This is a genomic window from Acinetobacter lwoffii (assembly GCF_019048525.1).
GTDB lineage: Bacteria > Pseudomonadota > Gammaproteobacteria > Pseudomonadales > Moraxellaceae > Acinetobacter > Acinetobacter lwoffii_K.
In genome coordinates this window covers 1,340,370-1,355,880 of sequence record NZ_CP077369.1, presented here as the reverse complement: position 1 = coordinate 1,355,880, position 15,511 = coordinate 1,340,370, and the positions used below count along the sequence as shown (strand labels likewise).

Below are 15,511 nucleotides of genomic sequence, written 5' to 3'. Positions count from 1 at the left end.
TGCTCCTTTCTTGTTTTATATCCTGTATTCCTGATGCTGTACCAGTGAATACAGTGCCTGTTCAAATTGCCGGACCGGATATTGCCAGCCTACTTTTTCGGCTTTTTTACGTGCTTGCGCGCCCATCTGCTGTAATCTTTGCAGATCAGGCAGTCCGAGCATCTGCTGAATCAAACCCCGCTGATGTCCAAGTCTGCTCAACCATCCCGTTTCACCATGCTGCACATGCAAGTTTGCACAAGCATAATCATAAGCAATCACTGGCAAGCCACTGGCCATCGCTTCCAATACCACATTTCCAAAGGTTTCAACCTGACTGGCAAAACAGAATACATCTGCACTGGCATACGCCGCTGACAGTTTTTCTCCTGTCAAGCTACCGGTAAAAACAATACTGCCATCCTGATTCAGTTGTTGCAGTCGAGTGCGATCCGGCCCATCTCCAACCACTACCAAACGTATATCTTGCTGACGAACTTGGCGCAGCACAAAATAGGTTTTGATCAGCACGTCAATTTCCTTTTCAGGAGAAAGCCGTCCGACATACAACATCACCCGGGTCTCGTTTGAAACTCCCCAAACATAGCGCAAATCTGGTGATCGCCACTTTGGTGAAAATGTATCTGGATCGACGCCTCTGCCCACAACTGCCAAGGGACAAGTTACACCAAACTGATTTAAGGCTTGAGCCGTACCTCGACTGGGGACACAGGTCAAATCAGTATTGTTATGAAACCACCTTAAATAGCCTTGAATCGGCTTAAGCAAAAAAGCCAAATCAAAAAACCGACTAAATTCTTGAAATGATGAATGGAAACCGCTAGAGACTGGAATTTTATGGAATTTTGCAAGCTGTTGAGCTACCAAACCTAAAGGGCCTTCGGTCACAATGTGAATAATATCGGGGGTAAAAGTTTCAACAGCTTGATGGATTTTTAGAAATTGCGGTCTACCAAACTGCAAATTGCTATATTTAGGAAGGCAATGCGCTTTAACCAGACATTCACTATGTGGTTTAAAATCGTTACAGGCTTGTCGTTGTTCTGGACGTATTAATAAAATCTTATGTCCCTGTTTTTGCAATCCTTTACAAAGTTGCAATAAAGCATGGGCAACACCATTGATTTCAGGAGGCCAGGTTTCGGTAACGATGGCAATTTTTAAACGGGACCGTGTCAGATCTTCTAGGACTATTTTGTCATGAATGGCCTGTTTACGTTGTTCTTTTAAATCAAACTGGATTTTGTGAATAACAGGTCTTTGCTCTAATAATTCTGAGATGGAAATTTGTTGCATCTCGCACCTATTCGCTTATATTTTTCACCCAGTATAGAAAGATCTCATGACTATTTGATGAATCATGAAGCTTAAATACAACTCCACAACAATGCTTACCACTTCTCCATTCGACTTAAAAGTAAGTGAATATCTGCTTGTTTAACAGATATTCACTTACTACACACTCCCCTTCAATACTTTCAAATATTTTCAATTATTTATTATCATTATAGGCTTTTTGATATTTAAAATTTTATTTTTAAAAATCGATATCGACTGAGATCTGGTCCTGATAGTCTCCTGCAGGCACACCACTATAAGGATTATCAACTAGTTGAACAGAAATAATATATTTTTGTCTTTTTCCAGAATTTTGATCAAGTTTTACCCCCCATAGATTACTGTTAGCCCCACTTAAATTTAATTTGGTTCGTAATTTATAAGGACCATTCGATACATAACTTGTACCATCCGGATTTATCAAGTTTTGGCTACTGAATAAGATAGAGTAACCTTTATCACAAGAAACATTAAAAGAGGTTGCAGCTTGGCTACGTTGATAACTTGCCAGACGCAATTCTGAATCAGTAAATCCATCAATAGAACAATACTGAGCTGCCGCGATTCCACTCATTAGTAAGGTAGTTATAAATATGAAGAGTTTTTTCATTTTTTTGTACTCCTATCTGCATATTGCTTCTAGCATTTGTTTATCTAAGTTCTGGAATTGATTTTCATTAAGTGTGAACTGAACTTGGCACTGTTGGCCTGTGAACCGTACCGGGTTTGTCGGAGACTTTTTTATTTAAGTTAGGCCACCTGACCTAACGGATTAATTTTATCATAGTACATTGCTTCAAAATCAAAAGGTGGCACATAACCTAGTGCACTATGTACACGCTCTTTATTGAACCAATCTACCCAATTTAATGTCGCAAGTTGTACATCCGCTAAACCTTGCCAATCTGCTTTTAAATATTCAATCACCTCTGTTTTGTATAAGCCATTCACTGTTTCAGCCAAAGCATTATCGTATGAATCACCGGTCGTACCGACTGATGCTCGTAAATTTGCTGCTTCTAAACGATTGGTATAACGAATGGAAAGATATTGCACACCTCTGTCACTATGATGAATCACGTTCTTTGGCATGCCTCGATCATGCAATGCTTGCTCCAGTGCATCGAGCACCATGTCTGTATTCATCCGTGTTGATACTTTCCATCCAACAATTGCTCGCGAGAACACATCAATAATAAAGGCGGTATAGACCCAGCCTGAATTTGTTTGAATATACGTAAAGTCAGCGACCCACAGCTGGTCAGGGTGATCAGCACTAAAATTGCGTTTCACCAAGTCATCTGCTCGTTTTTGATCATCTCGGCTATGGGTAGTTTGTTTATTCTTACCTCGCCAAACACCTTGTATACCTAGCTTTTGCATCAATCGAGCAACTGTACAGCGTGCAATAATATAGCCTTCACGTTTCAGTTTTTGCCAAACTTTACGTACACCATATCGACCTGAACTTTCCTTCCAAATTCGTTTAATTTGTTCAGCATGATGCAAGTCATGTAGATCTCGCTTTGCTCGATGTTCTGGGTTTTCGCAGAGATCTAGAGTCCGGTAATAGGTTGAGGGTGCGATCGGTAAAATTCTACAAATCGCCTCGACTCCGTACAGCTCTTTATTATTATGGATAAAATCCACCATTATTTGTGTGGGCGGTCGAGCTCCGCCTGGGCGAAAAAAGCGGCTGCTTTACGTAGAATCTCATTGGCGCGTTGCAGTTCTTTATTTTCGCGTTCGAGTTGTTTGATACGTTCTTGGTCTGAAAGCTGCTGTACTTTAACTGGATTTAGTTTATCTAAATATTTTTGATACCAAACACGTAGTGTTTCAGGAGTACAACCTATCTTGGGAGCAATAGCGGTGATCGCAGCCCAATTCGATGGATAATCTTTTTCGGATTCAATCAATAATTGAACCGCTCTTTCTCTGATTTCAGGGGTATATTTTAATTTTGTCATCGGGATAGTCTCTCAGAATATTGACTCTCCGACAAACCCGGTACGGTTCACTCCTTGAGTCTGGACTTTGAGGCTATATGAACCGGCTTTGAAGAGGTATAAATAAACCATTCCTTGACTATCCACAAAAAAAGGTTCTGCAGTTATGCCTTCTACAACCACTTCAGAGCCTGGTGATAAATTATTTTGTTTAATATCTTTGAGTCTAAGGGCTATACGCTTAGTTTTGTGAACAGGAAAATTTAACCGATATCCTCGCTGTTCAAGTCCAATTATTTTTTTTGAAGATTGTTCGAAAGTTTCATCTAAGCCTAACTGATTATGATCAAAAGAAATATCATAATGAATATAAGGAATCAGATTATGAACGAACATATAACCATTTTTATTGGTACTCCCACCAGTCCAGCCGAACGGTAAATATCTAAGTCTGGGTGCTGATCCACGTGCACAAGTGCAAACGCATTATCTGCATATTTAGTCAGCGCTACTTTACTCCCTAGCCAGACTAAAGCACCATCAAAACTAAGCTGTGAATTGCGACGATCCTCATATTCATCATGAGAAAGCTGCAAATTGCCAACACTGGTTTTCCATAACCCATAAGCATTGTAATGAAGTTCATCATCAGCTTGGTTTACGCCTATTACATAATCGAAACCATTTTGGGTTGAGGTGGTTCGACTAAAACTTAAAGCTGTTTCATTATCGGCCGTATCATGGTCTAGGGAAATTCGTTTATTTGCTCCCCAATTATAATAAAGAGCAATATTAAATCCTTGATCATCCTCATCACTATAGTCCTTATAAAAACCAAAATTAGTATATAAATTATTTGTTAAAGCCTTAGATGCTCTAATATCAAAAAATTTACGGTCTTCGCTTAATAATCCATTATTATTGTAGTAAGATTGATATATATAATTAAAACCCAAATTATCAATAAATTTTAGATTAGAAAAATTAAAATAGAACATCCCCGAATATTTTAGATTAGATTCATATAAATTATTTCCCAGATATTCGTATTCTTCAGAGAAATACTTACCATTTAATCCTACAGACCAATTTCTTAAATTTCGAGTCAGACTAATTTTAGCAGCATAACCTTGATCTCCATCTTTAATTTGACTAGCTGAAAAAGCACTATCAATTAAAAAATATTTACTTATACCTTGCGTCCACAATAAATCAAGATTACTAACATCCTGGTTATATAAAAGATCGACACCTAAAGTAGTAAAAGAGTTAATACCACGACGGAAATAAAACTTAGAAAAAAAGTCACGGTAATCATCATCTACAGAATCATAATTATAACGCAGCTTACCGAATGAGATATTAGACCTCTTGCGAAAGTAAAAACTGCCTCAATATAGATTTCATGAAATATCAGAAATTAAATCGTTTTTCAGATTCTGAATTCCAGCGCTTGGTTGGTGTACCTCGAGCAGTTTTTAGTGAAATGGTCGAAGTTTTAAAAGAAGCAGAATCACTTAAAAAGAAATTAGGGCGTCCTCATACTTTAGCTATAGAGGATCAATTATTATTAACACTCAATTACTTACGGAGCTACAACACCCAATTGGAATTGGCGGCAAATTACCATATCGCTGAAAGTAATGTGAATCGAACTATTAAAAAGGTTGAAGATGCATTAATGAAATCAAGACGTTTTACCCTGCCAAAACGAAGCATTACCACAGCAGACGAACAATTTAACTGGGTAATTATTGATGCGACAGAATGCTTAATAGAACGCCCGAAAAAAAAATCAGAGTAAGTTCTACAGTGGTAAAAAGAAGAAACATACGTTAAAAGCCCAAGTGATCTATCATCCGAAGAGCAAACAAATCATAGGAGTAGATATATCGTCTGGCAGTCAGCATGATATTAAATTGGCAAGAAAAACAGTTAAGAAATTCAAACATTGTGACTATGTTATGACCGATTTAGGGTACTATGGGTTAGAGCAAGATGGCTTTAAATTATTGATGCCAATAAAGAAAAAGAAGAATTTACCCTTATTTGATGCTGAGAAAAATTACAATAAAATGATTGGAAAAATACGAGTTGTAATCGAACATATTAACAGTCAATTGAAAAGATTTAGAATACTAAGTGAACGCTATCGAAATAGACGGAAAAGATTCGGTTTACGCATTAACTTAATCGCTGCACTGGTAAACCGGATGAACTTGCAATAACGACTTTCGCAAGAGATCTATTATATTCATTTAGTTTTGGTTTAAGTAATCGACTATTAATAAAAACAGGAAAACTTCTTACAGTACGATTACCTAAAATATCTTCAACTACTATTTGAGCATTCCCAGCTTGACTTAAAACACCTCCAGCTGGAAGGCTATAATATCCCGGAGCAACTGAGTCCCTATAAAGTCTTACACCATTAATGAATAAGTCTACAGTTGAAGGTAGGCTTGCACTTCCTGTTAAGTTAGGAGTGTTCCAGGGCTTTGTTGCACAAACCTAGCATCAAAAGCTTATTCAGCAATATAATTTCAAAATGAATAAGCCTGCCTCTAAAATCTACCGTACAACCAATTGGTCATCCTATAACCGAGCCTTAATTAACCGAGGTAATATTTCCATTTGGTTTGATCCAAAGACTCAGTGGTATGCACAATCACAAGGCAAGCAAGGTCGAAATCAAACCTACTCCGATACAGCGATTCAATGCTGCTTAATGATCAAATTACTATTCCGACTCTCTTTACGTATGGTCACAGGTTTTGTTCAAAGTCTGATTAAACTCTCTGGATTAGATTGGACAGCTCCGGATTATTCCACCCTTTGTCGTAGACAAAAGCATATTGATATTGCGATTAGCTATCAAAAAAGTAGTGATGGACTGCATCTACTCGTAGACTCTACTGGTTTGAAGTTTCTTGGTGAAGGTGAATGGAAACGCAAGAAACATGGGGCTGAATATCGTCGCCAATGGCGTAAGCTTCACATTGCTATAGATGCTAAAACCCTGCAAATACGTGCAGTACAACTCACCACAAATAATGTCAGTGATTCTCAAGTACTCGAAGATTTACTTGCTCAAATTCCCTTGGATGAACCAATTGATTCTGTTTATACAGATGGTGCTTATGACACAAAGCACTGCCGACAAGTCATTTTAGATCGAGATGCACATGCGATCATTCCACCTAGAAAGAATGCAAAGCCTTGGAAGGATCAGCAAGCGAGGTCTATAGAGCGGAACGAATTATTAAAGACAGTCAAACGGCTAGGCAGATCGCTTTGGAAAAAGTGGTCTGGTTATCACCGTCGAAGTTTGGTTGAAACCAAGATGCATGGCATCAAATTATTAGGCGATAAATTAACAGCGCGGAGTTTTCCAAGTCAGGTGAATGAGATCCATGCACGCATGGCAGTCTTGAATAAATTCACAGAATTAGGTCGCCCTCATACCCAAGTTGTCTCTTAAATTTGAGTAGCTTAAGGGAACTCAGCCTTTCAAACCTTTATGCAACAAAGCCGTGTTCCAGTAGATAAAATCTGGTCGATCTGTATAATTTGTTCCAAAACTTAATCCTCCGAAACGAAAAGAACTATTTAATGAATTATAAGTACTTGTAGTATCTCCTATAGTTAATCTTAAATACTTTTCTGGAAATTCAATATCTAGAGTGCTATTTACTCTTAACAAATTTTCTTCAAACTCATCAGGCTCTTTTCGATATAAAAAAGCATTTTTAAATAACCAATAATCTTTAAATATGCCAAATTCTGAAAACGTATTAAAATCTTGGTCTTCATCATCTCTATTATAAAATAAATTATAATTAACAAAACCTCCAAAGTTTGCTTTTTCAGGAATTTCTATTTGCAGATCATAGTCAGTTCCCACAAAATAATCGACAGGGAAAAATATTTTTATTGCTTGCAAACTATAATCATCTTCGACTTTAATTCCCGGTTGAGTAATAAGACAAAAATCCTTCTTAATTGTATGCCGAGGTGTTTTCTCTACACGAATTCCAATATTTTCCAAAGCCTTACATTCAACAAATCTCTTATCCCCCTCAAAAAAAGTTACTGTTTCCGTGTTATAATCTAAGCCATTCACCCAAATATTAACGATAAGTATTTCTGGGTTTTCTGGCTTTGTTATTCCTTGAATTATTTCTGCATTGATATTTGACAATCCCATCCCACATACAATCATAAGAAGGACTTTTGTGGATCTCATAGTATTATCCTTTTACTTTTTATTATTTAATAACTATACTTTAATAGGAAATTCAAGATATTCTGCTTGGTCCTCTAATTTTATTTTAAGCTTCAACCTCCCATTTACATTAATATCACCCAGATCAACTACAACCTTTTTACCACTTAAAATATATTGAACTATATTTTTTTTAACTATTTCTTTATTATTCTGATCTAAAACAATTATTTCTATAAGCTTTGCATGAGAATCAGCCACATTATTAATGTTTAAATAAGATGTATTACTCGTTTTTTGAATATTTACATCCAGCTTAGGAGATACTTGTTTACCAGCAAATAATGGTAAAGAAAAATTAAATAGAAAAGTTAAGTTAGATTTATCTACAACAGGCGTAATTTCTTCAAAAATAATTCGCCATGCTTGTTCTTTTTTTAAGTTTGCTGGGGATTGACTAAAACCCATCCGAACCAATTGTTTACTCTCTGGTTTTAATTCAAAAATTTTTGGGTTAAATAACAATGTATCATCCTTTACTAGAATATCTTCCCCTTTATCATTTTGTTCCCACTTAAATGCATTAATTTCATATATTTTGGAAGTAGATATCCCCGTACTTTCAATATTTACAGTTGTACTTTTCTGCCTTTTGAAATCATCTATATTCATCTGGACAGGTGTAAATTTTATTCCTGCTGATGCATAAAAACCACAAAGAAATAATATAGGACTTACGCATTGACGGATTTAAAAAAGTCTCAAACTACTTTATAACGTATCTGTGATCAGACGAACTAAACATGCTTCTACAGCAACTTGTACATTACCCATTTATATGGGCTTTCTCATGACAGAACCAAACTCTATTAGCTGCACACAACTTGCCGAGACTTATAATATCTCGCATGACAGTGTAAATCGCTTTTTGGAGCGTGAAGACTACACAGCTCACGATCTATATCAAGAAGCAATTCAACACATTGATAATAATAAACTTATAGTCAGTATTGATGATACTGTTTTAGATAAGCCATATAGTCAACATATGGACTTAGTTAGCTATTTTTGGTCAGGTAAACACCACCGATCCGTCAAGGGTATTAATCTCATTACCTTGTATGCGACAGATCAACATGGCAAAAATATTCCAATTAATTTTCGAATTTATGATAAGTCAGAAAGTAAAACCAAGAATGATTACTTTATGGAGATGTTAAGTGAAGTACTCGATTGGGGTGCAAAGATTCAATTCATTACAGGTGATAGTTGGTATTCATCGACTGAAAATCTAAAAACCATAAGAAAACATGGTATTCGATTTATGTTTGGTGTCGACAGTAACCGTAAGGTTTCCCCTGAAAAAGGACAATGGTTTCAACTCCGTTTATTGCCGAATTTTCATCAGGGTCAAGTGGTCTGGCTCAAAGATGTTGGCTTTGTACAATTATTTAAGACTCAGTTAAAAGAACAGCAGAGATTTTATATTGTGCATCAAGATGAAGATGATTTATTGTCCTTTGATGGTTTTTATGAATTACATTCAAGTCATTGGAAAATAGAACAATATCATCGAGTAATTAAACAGGTTTGTCATATTGAAAAGTTTCAAGTAAGACGATCTAAGCTGATTTTGAATCATATTTTCTCAGCCTTGATGGCCTATGTTGAGATACAAAAGAACCAGTTTGAGCGGATCTTTGAAAATGTATATCGTTGGCAGAAGAAATTATTTAGACCAATTATCAAGAACTTTATTGATGAATTTATTCTCGATAAGAATCATCTGCTGCCACAGAAAATCTATAAATAATAGTGCGTAAGTCCTATAATATAAAAAAGCTTAAAATCTTCCCATTCATAACAAAATCCCATATTTTAGCTTAATATTTTTATTAAAAAATAATATTAAAATAGGAGATGTATTAAACATCTCCTACTATTAAGTCATTTATAATTTTTAGAATGCTACTGCAAAAGTATATACGTTACTATAGTCACCGGCACGTGCATCACGATAATCACTACCCGCTACAGTAGCAGTAACATCAAATGTAGCTGAAGTAGTTTCCAATAGATCTCCAGTTGAATAACTTGCACCATTTGCCAAAGTTGCGACTGTTACTGGAACAGAACCTCCAGCACCATTTAATTGTGTAGGTGCTACATAATTCACTCTAAAGAATGAATTGGTATCTACACTAAATGATGTTGAATCCGTCCATACTTCACCACCGCCTGCTGTAGAACGAGCAAGGTTTAATACGGTATCACCCATATCTACATCACAATGTTTATCGACTTTCAAATTAATTTTAATTTTCCCATCACATTTATCCCCACATCCATGCTTTCCTGGCTTATGTGGTTTTGTTGGTTTGGGACCTGGCTTGCCTGCAATTTCTGCATCTGCATAAACTAATGTTGAACCACAGCCAAAGCTCATCACTAATGCTGCCAATGCTGCTTGAGTCATTTTTTTCATGTCTTTCTCCATTTCTTTTTTTAAAGAAGATGTCTATCTATTAGTTTTACGCTTATATTAAAGTTCTCTTTATTATTATGAGCACTTAAGTTATAAGCGCTGAGGCAATTCTATTATCATTATTTAAAAAAAAATCAAAAATGTTATTATTCACAATATATTTTTTTTGTTTCAAATAAGATTTTTTTATTTATATAATAAATACTTATATAAAATCACATAACATTACAAATCCGAACATCTTGGAGTTTTCTCTATTCTTACCATTTTTTACTAAAAAAATAAAAACATTAAGTTACTGATTAAAATAAAATTATTAAAATCTATTTTATTAAAACAATAATTTTCACAAAGTCTTACAATTTCCTTATCAGTGCATAAAAAAATGTGATTTATTCCGTTTTTTTTCGTTATTTTTACTACATAGCGATAATTATATTCAATTTTGACCATTAAATTTTTTCTAAATAAAATATTTAAAACAATGGCTTGTATATTTTTAAATAAAAATAAATATTTAAAAACTTATTTTGCAATTTTATTAAAAAATTACTCACATTATTTCCTTATTAAAATTAAATATAGTTATTAATTTAAATATAACCGAATAAATAACTTTATTATTCAAATAAGCTTTATAAATACTTAATTAACAAATAAATTATTTCATTTCAACTATTTAGTTCAGTTTAAATTTTAAATTTTTAAAAATTAAAGACTTAAAATAATTTAGATATTCTCACTTGAATTTCTCAAAAAGATTATTAGTAGAATTTAGGCTTAATAACTCTTTATATAGAAATCATATTTAATAAATAAGAAATCCTTCTTCTAATAAACTATTTATTCATTATTAATATTTTTAAATTAAAAAAATCAACTTGATTCTTGATTAGAATTATTCTGCTTGAATACATGCTACAAAAAAAAGAGAAAAAACTGCTTTCCTGTTTTTTTTGCAAGGCACGTAACTTTAGTTCTTTTCCTTATTTACAGTTTTGTTCACTTGAATCTAAGATACGAAAAAAATGGAAGCAGTGCTTCCATTTTTGAGCCACGTAAACATAGAAATAAAAAACCCACTCAAATTAAGTGGGTTTTCGCATTCAAATCAATTGATTCGAGAAATTAGTTTTTCTCTTTATCTACGATTTTGTTCGCTTGAATCCAAGGCATCATCGCACGTAACTTGTTACCAGTAACTTCGATACCATGAGCAGCATTTTGACGACGACGAGCAGTCATAGATGGGTAGTTCAACGCACCTTCTTGAATAAACATCTTCGCGTATTCGCCAGATTGAATACGTTTAAGCGCATTACGCATTGCTTCACGAGACTGTTCGTTGATTACTTCAGTACCCGTTACATATTCGCCGTATTCAGCGTTGTTTGACACTGAGTAGTTCATGTCCGCGATACCGCCTTCGAACATCAAGTCAACGATCAATTTAAGTTCGTGTAGGCATTCGAAATACGCCATTTCTGGAGCATAACCAGCCTCAACAAGAGTTTCGAAGCCCATTTTAACAAGTTCAACAGCACCACCACAAAGAACTGCTTGCTCACCGAAAAGGTCAGTTTCAGTTTCTTCACGGAATGAAGTTTCGATGATACCTGTACGGCCGCCACCTACGCCTGAAGCGTAAGAAAGAGCAACGTTACGCGCATTACCAGAAGCGTCTTGGTGAATCGCGATAAGGTCAGGAACACCTGAACCACGTTGGTATTCAGAACGTACGGTGTGACCAGGAGCTTTAGGCGCAACCATGATTACGTCTAAGTCAGCACGTGGAACAACTTGGTTATAAAGAATCGAGAAACCATGAGCAAATGCTAAAGTCGCGCCTTGCTTGATGTTTGGCTCAATTACGTCACGGTAAAGTTGAGATTGGAACTCATCTGGAGTCAAAATCATCACTACGTCAGCTTGTGCTACAGCAGCAGGAACTTCAGCAACTTTAAGACCTGAATTTTCAGCTTTCTTCCAAGAAGCAGAGTTCGCACGTAAACCTACAGTTACGTCAACACCAGAATCTTTCAGGTTAAGCGCATGCGCGTGGCCTTGTGAACCGTAACCAATGATCGCTACTTTCTTAGATTGGATGATAGATAAGTCACAGTCTTTATCGTAAAAAATTTGCATTGCTGTCTCCGCTTAAATGCTTGTTTGTCCGTTAAATCAGGCAATGACCCTTAAATTTACATTGCCTGATACCCTCTTCTTATTCAGATGAGGAAATACTTAAAATTTAGATGGTGAGTACTTTTTCGCCGCGTGCGATACCTGATACACCTGAACGAACCACTTCTAAAATCGTGTGTTCTGCAAGTGCATCAATAAACGCATCCACTTTTTCAGTGGTACCCGCGATTTGAATGGTATAGGTCGTTGGTGTTACATCGACAATCTGACCACGGAAAATATCTGCCGTACGTTTGATTTCGTCACGCGATGAACCCAATGCTTTGACTTTAATCAGCATCAATTCACGCTCAATATGTGCACCTTCAGACAGGTCAACCACTTTCACCACTTCAACCAGCTTGTTAAGCTGTTTGGTAATTTGCTCAATCTTGTGATCATCACCATAAGTGGTCAATGTCAAACGTGAAAGTGTTGGATCTTCAGTCGGGGCAACGTTCAATGTTTCGATGTTGTAGCCACGCTGTGAGAACAAACCCACTAAACGAGAAAGCGCGCCTGATTCGTTTTCTACGAGTACAGAGATAATATGTCTCATTTCGTGCGCTCCCCTTTAGCCAACCACATATCCTGCATCGATTGACCCGCAATCAACATCGGATAAACGTGTTCGGTACGATCTACCATAACGTTAATAAATACGCACTTGTCGTTAATTGCCATCGCTTCTGCAAGCTTAGACTCTAGCTCATCGGCATGATTAATCTGAATGCCAACATGACCATAAGCTTCCATCAGTTTGGCAAAGTCAGGTAATGAATCTACATAAGAACTTGAATGACGTCCTTCATAGTTCATATCTTGCCACTGCTTCACCATCCCTAAAGACTGGTTATTCAGGCACAGGATTTTGACGTTCAGGCCATATTGCTTACAGGTCGACAGTTCCTGGATACACATCTGAATCGATGCTTCACCGGTGATACACACCACTTGCTGTTCCGGGTATGCAAGCTTCGCAGCCATTGCATATGGCAAGCCTACACCCATAGTGCCTAGACCACCTGAGTTGATCCATTGACGTGGACGTTTGTATTTGTAATACATCGCACCAAACATTTGATGCTGACCGACGTCAGAAGTAATGATCGCTTCGCCATTGGTCACTTTGTCCAATGCCTGAACCACTTGTTGTGGCTTCATTACACCATCAACACCTGCCTCAAAACGACCACCATGAACCTTGCGCCATTCATTGATCTGTTTCCACCATGCCGCAATCGCTTCAGGATTTGGCTTAGAAACATTAAGCTGTTTCAACTGGTTCAACATCTCATTCAGTACAGGCTCTACAGCACCGACAATTGGAATGTGCGCCATAATGGTTTTTGAAATCGTCGCTGGGTCGATATCAATATGAATGACTTTTGCATTCGGACAGAATTTCGCAGGGTTATTAGTAACACGGTCATCGAAACGCGCACCCACACACAGAATTACATCTGCATTGTGCATGGTCATGTTGGCTTCGTAAGTACCGTGCATCCCCAACATACCGATGAACTGTTCATCATTACCCGGGAATGCGCCAAGACCCATCAAGGTGTTGGTCACTGGATAACCCAATAAATGCGCCAATTCTGTTAATTGTGCTGAAGCATTGCCTTGAACCACACCACCGCCTGAGTAAATCACAGGACGTTTAGCATGGATCAGCTCTTCAATCGCTTTACGAATTTGACCTGAGTGACCACGGAACGGTGGTTGATACGAACGCATCTTCACTTTTTCTGGGTATTCGTAAGCAAATTTTTCTGCAGGATTGGTCGCATCCTTTGGAATATCGATCACTACAGGACCTGGACGACCTGAAGACGCAATATAAAAGGCTTTTTTGATAATTGCAGGAATTTCGCTGGCATGACGCACCTGGAAACTATGTTTCACGATTGGACGTGAAATACCGACCATATCGGTTTCCTGGAATGCATCTTCACCAATCAGATGACTCGCAACCTGACCTGACAAAATCACCATCGGGATTGAGTCCATATAGGCCGTTGCAATTGGCGTTACCGTGTTGGTTGCACCCGGACCTGAAGTCACTAGCACAACACCGGTCTTGCCTGTCACGCGTGAGTAAGCATCGGCCATGTGACCGGCAGCCTGTTCGTGACGTACGAGATAATGATTGATTCTGTCTTGTTGAAATAGCGCATCATAAATATGAAGAACTGCGCCGCCTGGGTATCCAAAAACATGTTCAACGCCTTCGTCCGCTAATGCGCGAACAAGCATTTCACCACCAGATAGAAGTTCCAACGTGATTCACCCTAATATTATTCACTGCACAAATGGGAGGCATTTGCAGTGTTTCATTTGTTAACTGTCTGCACTGTTATAGCACACAAATTTCATAGTTTTCAAAGCAATAGGAAAAAAATCTGATCTCTTCGCTGTTCGAGCAATACGGGATCTAAAACATGTTGGGATAAACATATTTTGCTTAGCTTTGTTCAATTTCTCGGCTAGAGAAATCGCCCATTGCATGAAATGACACTTAGTCGAAGGGTGATCGATCTAAGGCATATAAAACTATTGCAGCATTCTTGTGTTTTCAGGCTTTAAAGTCAAGTTTAAAAAACAGACAATCTACGCTTATAGCGCCTAGATCTGCTGTTTTTAACAGCAATATCAGCTTATAGCCATGCATTTACTGTCTTTCCTATTCATCTAATCCAATAAAATTCATATAGTTAATGGCTTAATTTTATAAATTTTTAATATGTCTTATATAAAAAAAATGAATGAATTTTTATCAAATGAAAGGAAATTGTTTATCAATAAATTTTGTATATGAAGATTTATCTCTGATTTCTTCTACGCTAGATTGAGCTTATTTAAGCAGCTCGCTTTGAATAAAGCAGATAAAAATCCATCATTTTTACTGAAAATATCACTACAATAATTGCAGTATTCCATGCCTAGCAAGCCGAGGTCCAAGAACAATGAAAATATCTTTTTTAACCGCCTTCAGTTTGAGTTGCCTAGTTGTTTTGAGCATCTGTAGCACCAGCGCTTCCGCGATCCAGTATCATAAATGGGTCGATGCGAAAGGCGTCACGCATTATACCAAGACGCCACCGCCGAAATCTGCGAAAAAAACCACCACAGTAGACACCTATGGCTGGAAAAATTCAGCACCGGCATCACCTAGAACGGCTGAAACTGAAGTGAAAACCGAAAACACACCTCAAGAACAACAGCAACAAGCCCCTCAAGTTCCTGTGAATCAGGACCAGCAACAACGTGAAGCCAACGAAGCCTTACAGCAATCTAAAAACCGTGCAGTTGCTTTATAAGACAGCT

15 protein-coding genes, 1 pseudogene and 1 other annotated feature are annotated in these 15,511 nt (G+C 37.0%); of the genes and pseudogenes, 4 read left to right on the top strand and 12 right to left on the bottom strand.

All coding sequences use genetic code 11. The features are described from left to right. Positions 1 to 15 precede the first annotated feature (15 nt). From I6L24_RS06300 to I6L24_RS16540, 5 genes are all read right to left on the bottom strand, one after another. The gene (locus tag I6L24_RS06300) at positions 16 to 1,296 is read right to left on the bottom strand and encodes a glycosyltransferase family 4 protein (protein ID WP_005103246.1); all 1,281 of its coding nucleotides are present in this window, start codon (positions 1,294 to 1,296) and stop codon (positions 16 to 18) included. 241 nt (positions 1,297 to 1,537) lie between these two features. Then, a complete protein-coding gene (locus I6L24_RS06295) occupies positions 1,538 to 1,948 on the bottom strand; it encodes a hypothetical protein (protein WP_005103244.1) in 411 nt (136 codons plus the stop codon). Between the two features lie 140 nt (positions 1,949 to 2,088). Next, a protein-coding gene (locus tag I6L24_RS06290) for an IS3 family transposase (RefSeq protein ID WP_148335363.1) occupies positions 2,089 to 3,308 on the bottom strand; the annotation gives its coding sequence in 2 pieces (ribosomal slippage) (positions 2,089 to 3,032 and positions 3,032 to 3,308; 1,221 coding nt in all). Then, positions 2,917 to 3,033 (bottom strand) — a sequence feature (AL1L pseudoknot). Its footprint overlaps the gene before it by 117 nt. Positions 3,309 to 3,320: 12 nt before the next feature. Then, the gene (locus I6L24_RS16545; protein WP_228733343.1) at positions 3,321 to 3,683 is read right to left on the bottom strand and encodes a hypothetical protein; all 363 of its coding nucleotides are present in this window, start codon (positions 3,681 to 3,683) and stop codon (positions 3,321 to 3,323) included. Then, positions 3,665 to 4,495, bottom strand: a complete 831-nt coding sequence (locus I6L24_RS16540; protein ID WP_228733342.1) for a fimbria/pilus outer membrane usher protein — start codon at positions 4,493 to 4,495, stop codon at positions 3,665 to 3,667. The genes I6L24_RS16545 and I6L24_RS16540 overlap by 19 nt, the downstream gene beginning before the upstream one ends. A gap of 197 nt (positions 4,496 to 4,692) precedes the next feature. Here I6L24_RS16540 and I6L24_RS06280 point away from each other — a divergent pair. After that, positions 4,693 to 5,515, top strand: a protein-coding gene (locus tag I6L24_RS06280) for an IS5 family transposase (RefSeq protein WP_085064288.1) whose coding sequence is annotated in 2 segments (ribosomal slippage) — positions 4,693 to 5,073 and positions 5,075 to 5,515 — 822 coding nt in all. Because the reading frame shifts where the segments join, the coding sequence is not laid out codon by codon here. Between the two features lies 1 nt (position 5,516). Here I6L24_RS06280 and I6L24_RS16535 read toward each other — a convergent pair. Next, a pseudogene (locus I6L24_RS16535) lies at positions 5,517 to 5,780 on the bottom strand (fimbria/pilus outer membrane usher protein); the annotation flags it as partial. 55 nt (positions 5,781 to 5,835) lie between these two features. Between I6L24_RS16535 and I6L24_RS06275 the strand changes: the two are divergent. Beyond that, positions 5,836 to 6,768: an IS5 family transposase gene (locus I6L24_RS06275; RefSeq protein ID WP_216986530.1), complete on the top strand. Its 933-nt coding sequence runs from the start codon at positions 5,836 to 5,838 to the stop codon at positions 6,766 to 6,768. A gap of 21 nt (positions 6,769 to 6,789) precedes the next feature. On the opposite strand, the gene I6L24_RS06270 is transcribed toward I6L24_RS06275, so the two are convergent. Both I6L24_RS06270 and I6L24_RS06265 read right to left on the bottom strand, forming a co-directional pair. Further along, entirely contained in the window at positions 6,790 to 7,533 is a 744-nt protein-coding gene (locus I6L24_RS06270; protein WP_228733341.1) for a fimbria/pilus outer membrane usher protein, read from the bottom strand. A gap of 33 nt (positions 7,534 to 7,566) precedes the next feature. Continuing rightward, positions 7,567 to 8,184: a fimbrial biogenesis chaperone gene (locus I6L24_RS06265; RefSeq protein WP_228733340.1), complete on the bottom strand. Its 618-nt coding sequence runs from the start codon at positions 8,182 to 8,184 to the stop codon at positions 7,567 to 7,569. A gap of 112 nt (positions 8,185 to 8,296) precedes the next feature. Between I6L24_RS06265 and I6L24_RS06260 the strand changes: the two genes are divergently transcribed. Beyond that, positions 8,297 to 9,325 carry an IS701 family transposase gene (locus tag I6L24_RS06260; RefSeq protein WP_080591875.1) on the top strand — a complete coding sequence of 343 codons (1,029 nt, stop codon included), beginning with the start codon at positions 8,297 to 8,299 and terminating at the stop codon, positions 9,323 to 9,325. A gap of 147 nt (positions 9,326 to 9,472) precedes the next feature. On the opposite strand, the gene I6L24_RS06255 is transcribed toward I6L24_RS06260, so the two are convergent. From I6L24_RS06255 to I6L24_RS06240, 4 genes are all read right to left on the bottom strand, one after another. Beyond that, positions 9,473 to 9,997 carry a hypothetical protein gene (locus I6L24_RS06255; RefSeq protein WP_005103231.1) on the bottom strand — a complete coding sequence of 175 codons (525 nt, stop codon included), beginning with the start codon at positions 9,995 to 9,997 and terminating at the stop codon, positions 9,473 to 9,475. Positions 9,998 to 11,125: 1,128 nt separating this feature from the next. Further along, complete coding sequence (gene ilvC / locus I6L24_RS06250) at positions 11,126 to 12,142, bottom strand: ketol-acid reductoisomerase (RefSeq protein WP_004278368.1); 1,017 nt, start codon at positions 12,140 to 12,142, stop codon at positions 11,126 to 11,128. Positions 12,143 to 12,248: 106 nt separating this feature from the next. Beyond that, complete coding sequence (gene ilvN, locus I6L24_RS06245; RefSeq protein WP_004278369.1) at positions 12,249 to 12,740, bottom strand: acetolactate synthase small subunit; 492 nt, start codon at positions 12,738 to 12,740, stop codon at positions 12,249 to 12,251. Then, positions 12,737 to 14,464: an acetolactate synthase 3 large subunit gene (locus tag I6L24_RS06240; protein WP_005107884.1), complete on the bottom strand. Its 1,728-nt coding sequence runs from the start codon at positions 14,462 to 14,464 to the stop codon at positions 12,737 to 12,739. The genes ilvN and I6L24_RS06240 overlap by 4 nt, the downstream gene beginning before the upstream one ends. A 686-nt stretch (positions 14,465 to 15,150) precedes the next feature. Here I6L24_RS06240 and I6L24_RS06235 point away from each other — a divergent pair. After that, entirely contained in the window at positions 15,151 to 15,504 is a 354-nt protein-coding gene (locus I6L24_RS06235; RefSeq protein ID WP_153567166.1) for a DUF4124 domain-containing protein, read from the top strand. The last annotated feature ends 7 nt before the right edge of the window (positions 15,505 to 15,511 follow it).

Excerpts from the sequence above, each read along its gene's own strand:
- I6L24_RS06300 (WP_005103246.1), bottom strand. The coding sequence starts at position 1,296 with ATGCAACAAATTTCCATCTCAGAATTATTAGAGCAAAGACCTGTTATT.
- I6L24_RS06295 (WP_005103244.1), bottom strand. The coding sequence starts at position 1,948 with ATGAAAAAACTCTTCATATTTATAACTACCTTACTAATGAGTGGAATC.
- I6L24_RS16545 (WP_228733343.1), bottom strand. The coding sequence starts at position 3,683 with ATGTTCGTTCATAATCTGATTCCTTATATTCATTATGATATTTCTTTT.
- I6L24_RS06275 (WP_216986530.1), top strand. The coding sequence starts at position 5,836 with ATGAATAAGCCTGCCTCTAAAATCTACCGTACAACCAATTGGTCATCC.
- I6L24_RS06270 (WP_228733341.1), bottom strand. The coding sequence starts at position 7,533 with ATGAGATCCACAAAAGTCCTTCTTATGATTGTATGTGGGATGGGATTG.
- I6L24_RS06265 (WP_228733340.1), bottom strand. The coding sequence starts at position 8,184 with ATGAATATAGATGATTTCAAAAGGCAGAAAAGTACAACTGTAAATATT.
- I6L24_RS06255 (WP_005103231.1), bottom strand. The coding sequence starts at position 9,997 with ATGAAAAAAATGACTCAAGCAGCATTGGCAGCATTAGTGATGAGCTTT.
- ilvC (WP_004278368.1), bottom strand. The coding sequence starts at position 12,142 with ATGCAAATTTTTTACGATAAAGACTGTGACTTATCTATCATCCAATCT.
- ilvN (WP_004278369.1), bottom strand. The coding sequence starts at position 12,740 with ATGAGACATATTATCTCTGTACTCGTAGAAAACGAATCAGGCGCGCTT.
- I6L24_RS06235 (WP_153567166.1), top strand. The coding sequence starts at position 15,151 with ATGAAAATATCTTTTTTAACCGCCTTCAGTTTGAGTTGCCTAGTTGTT.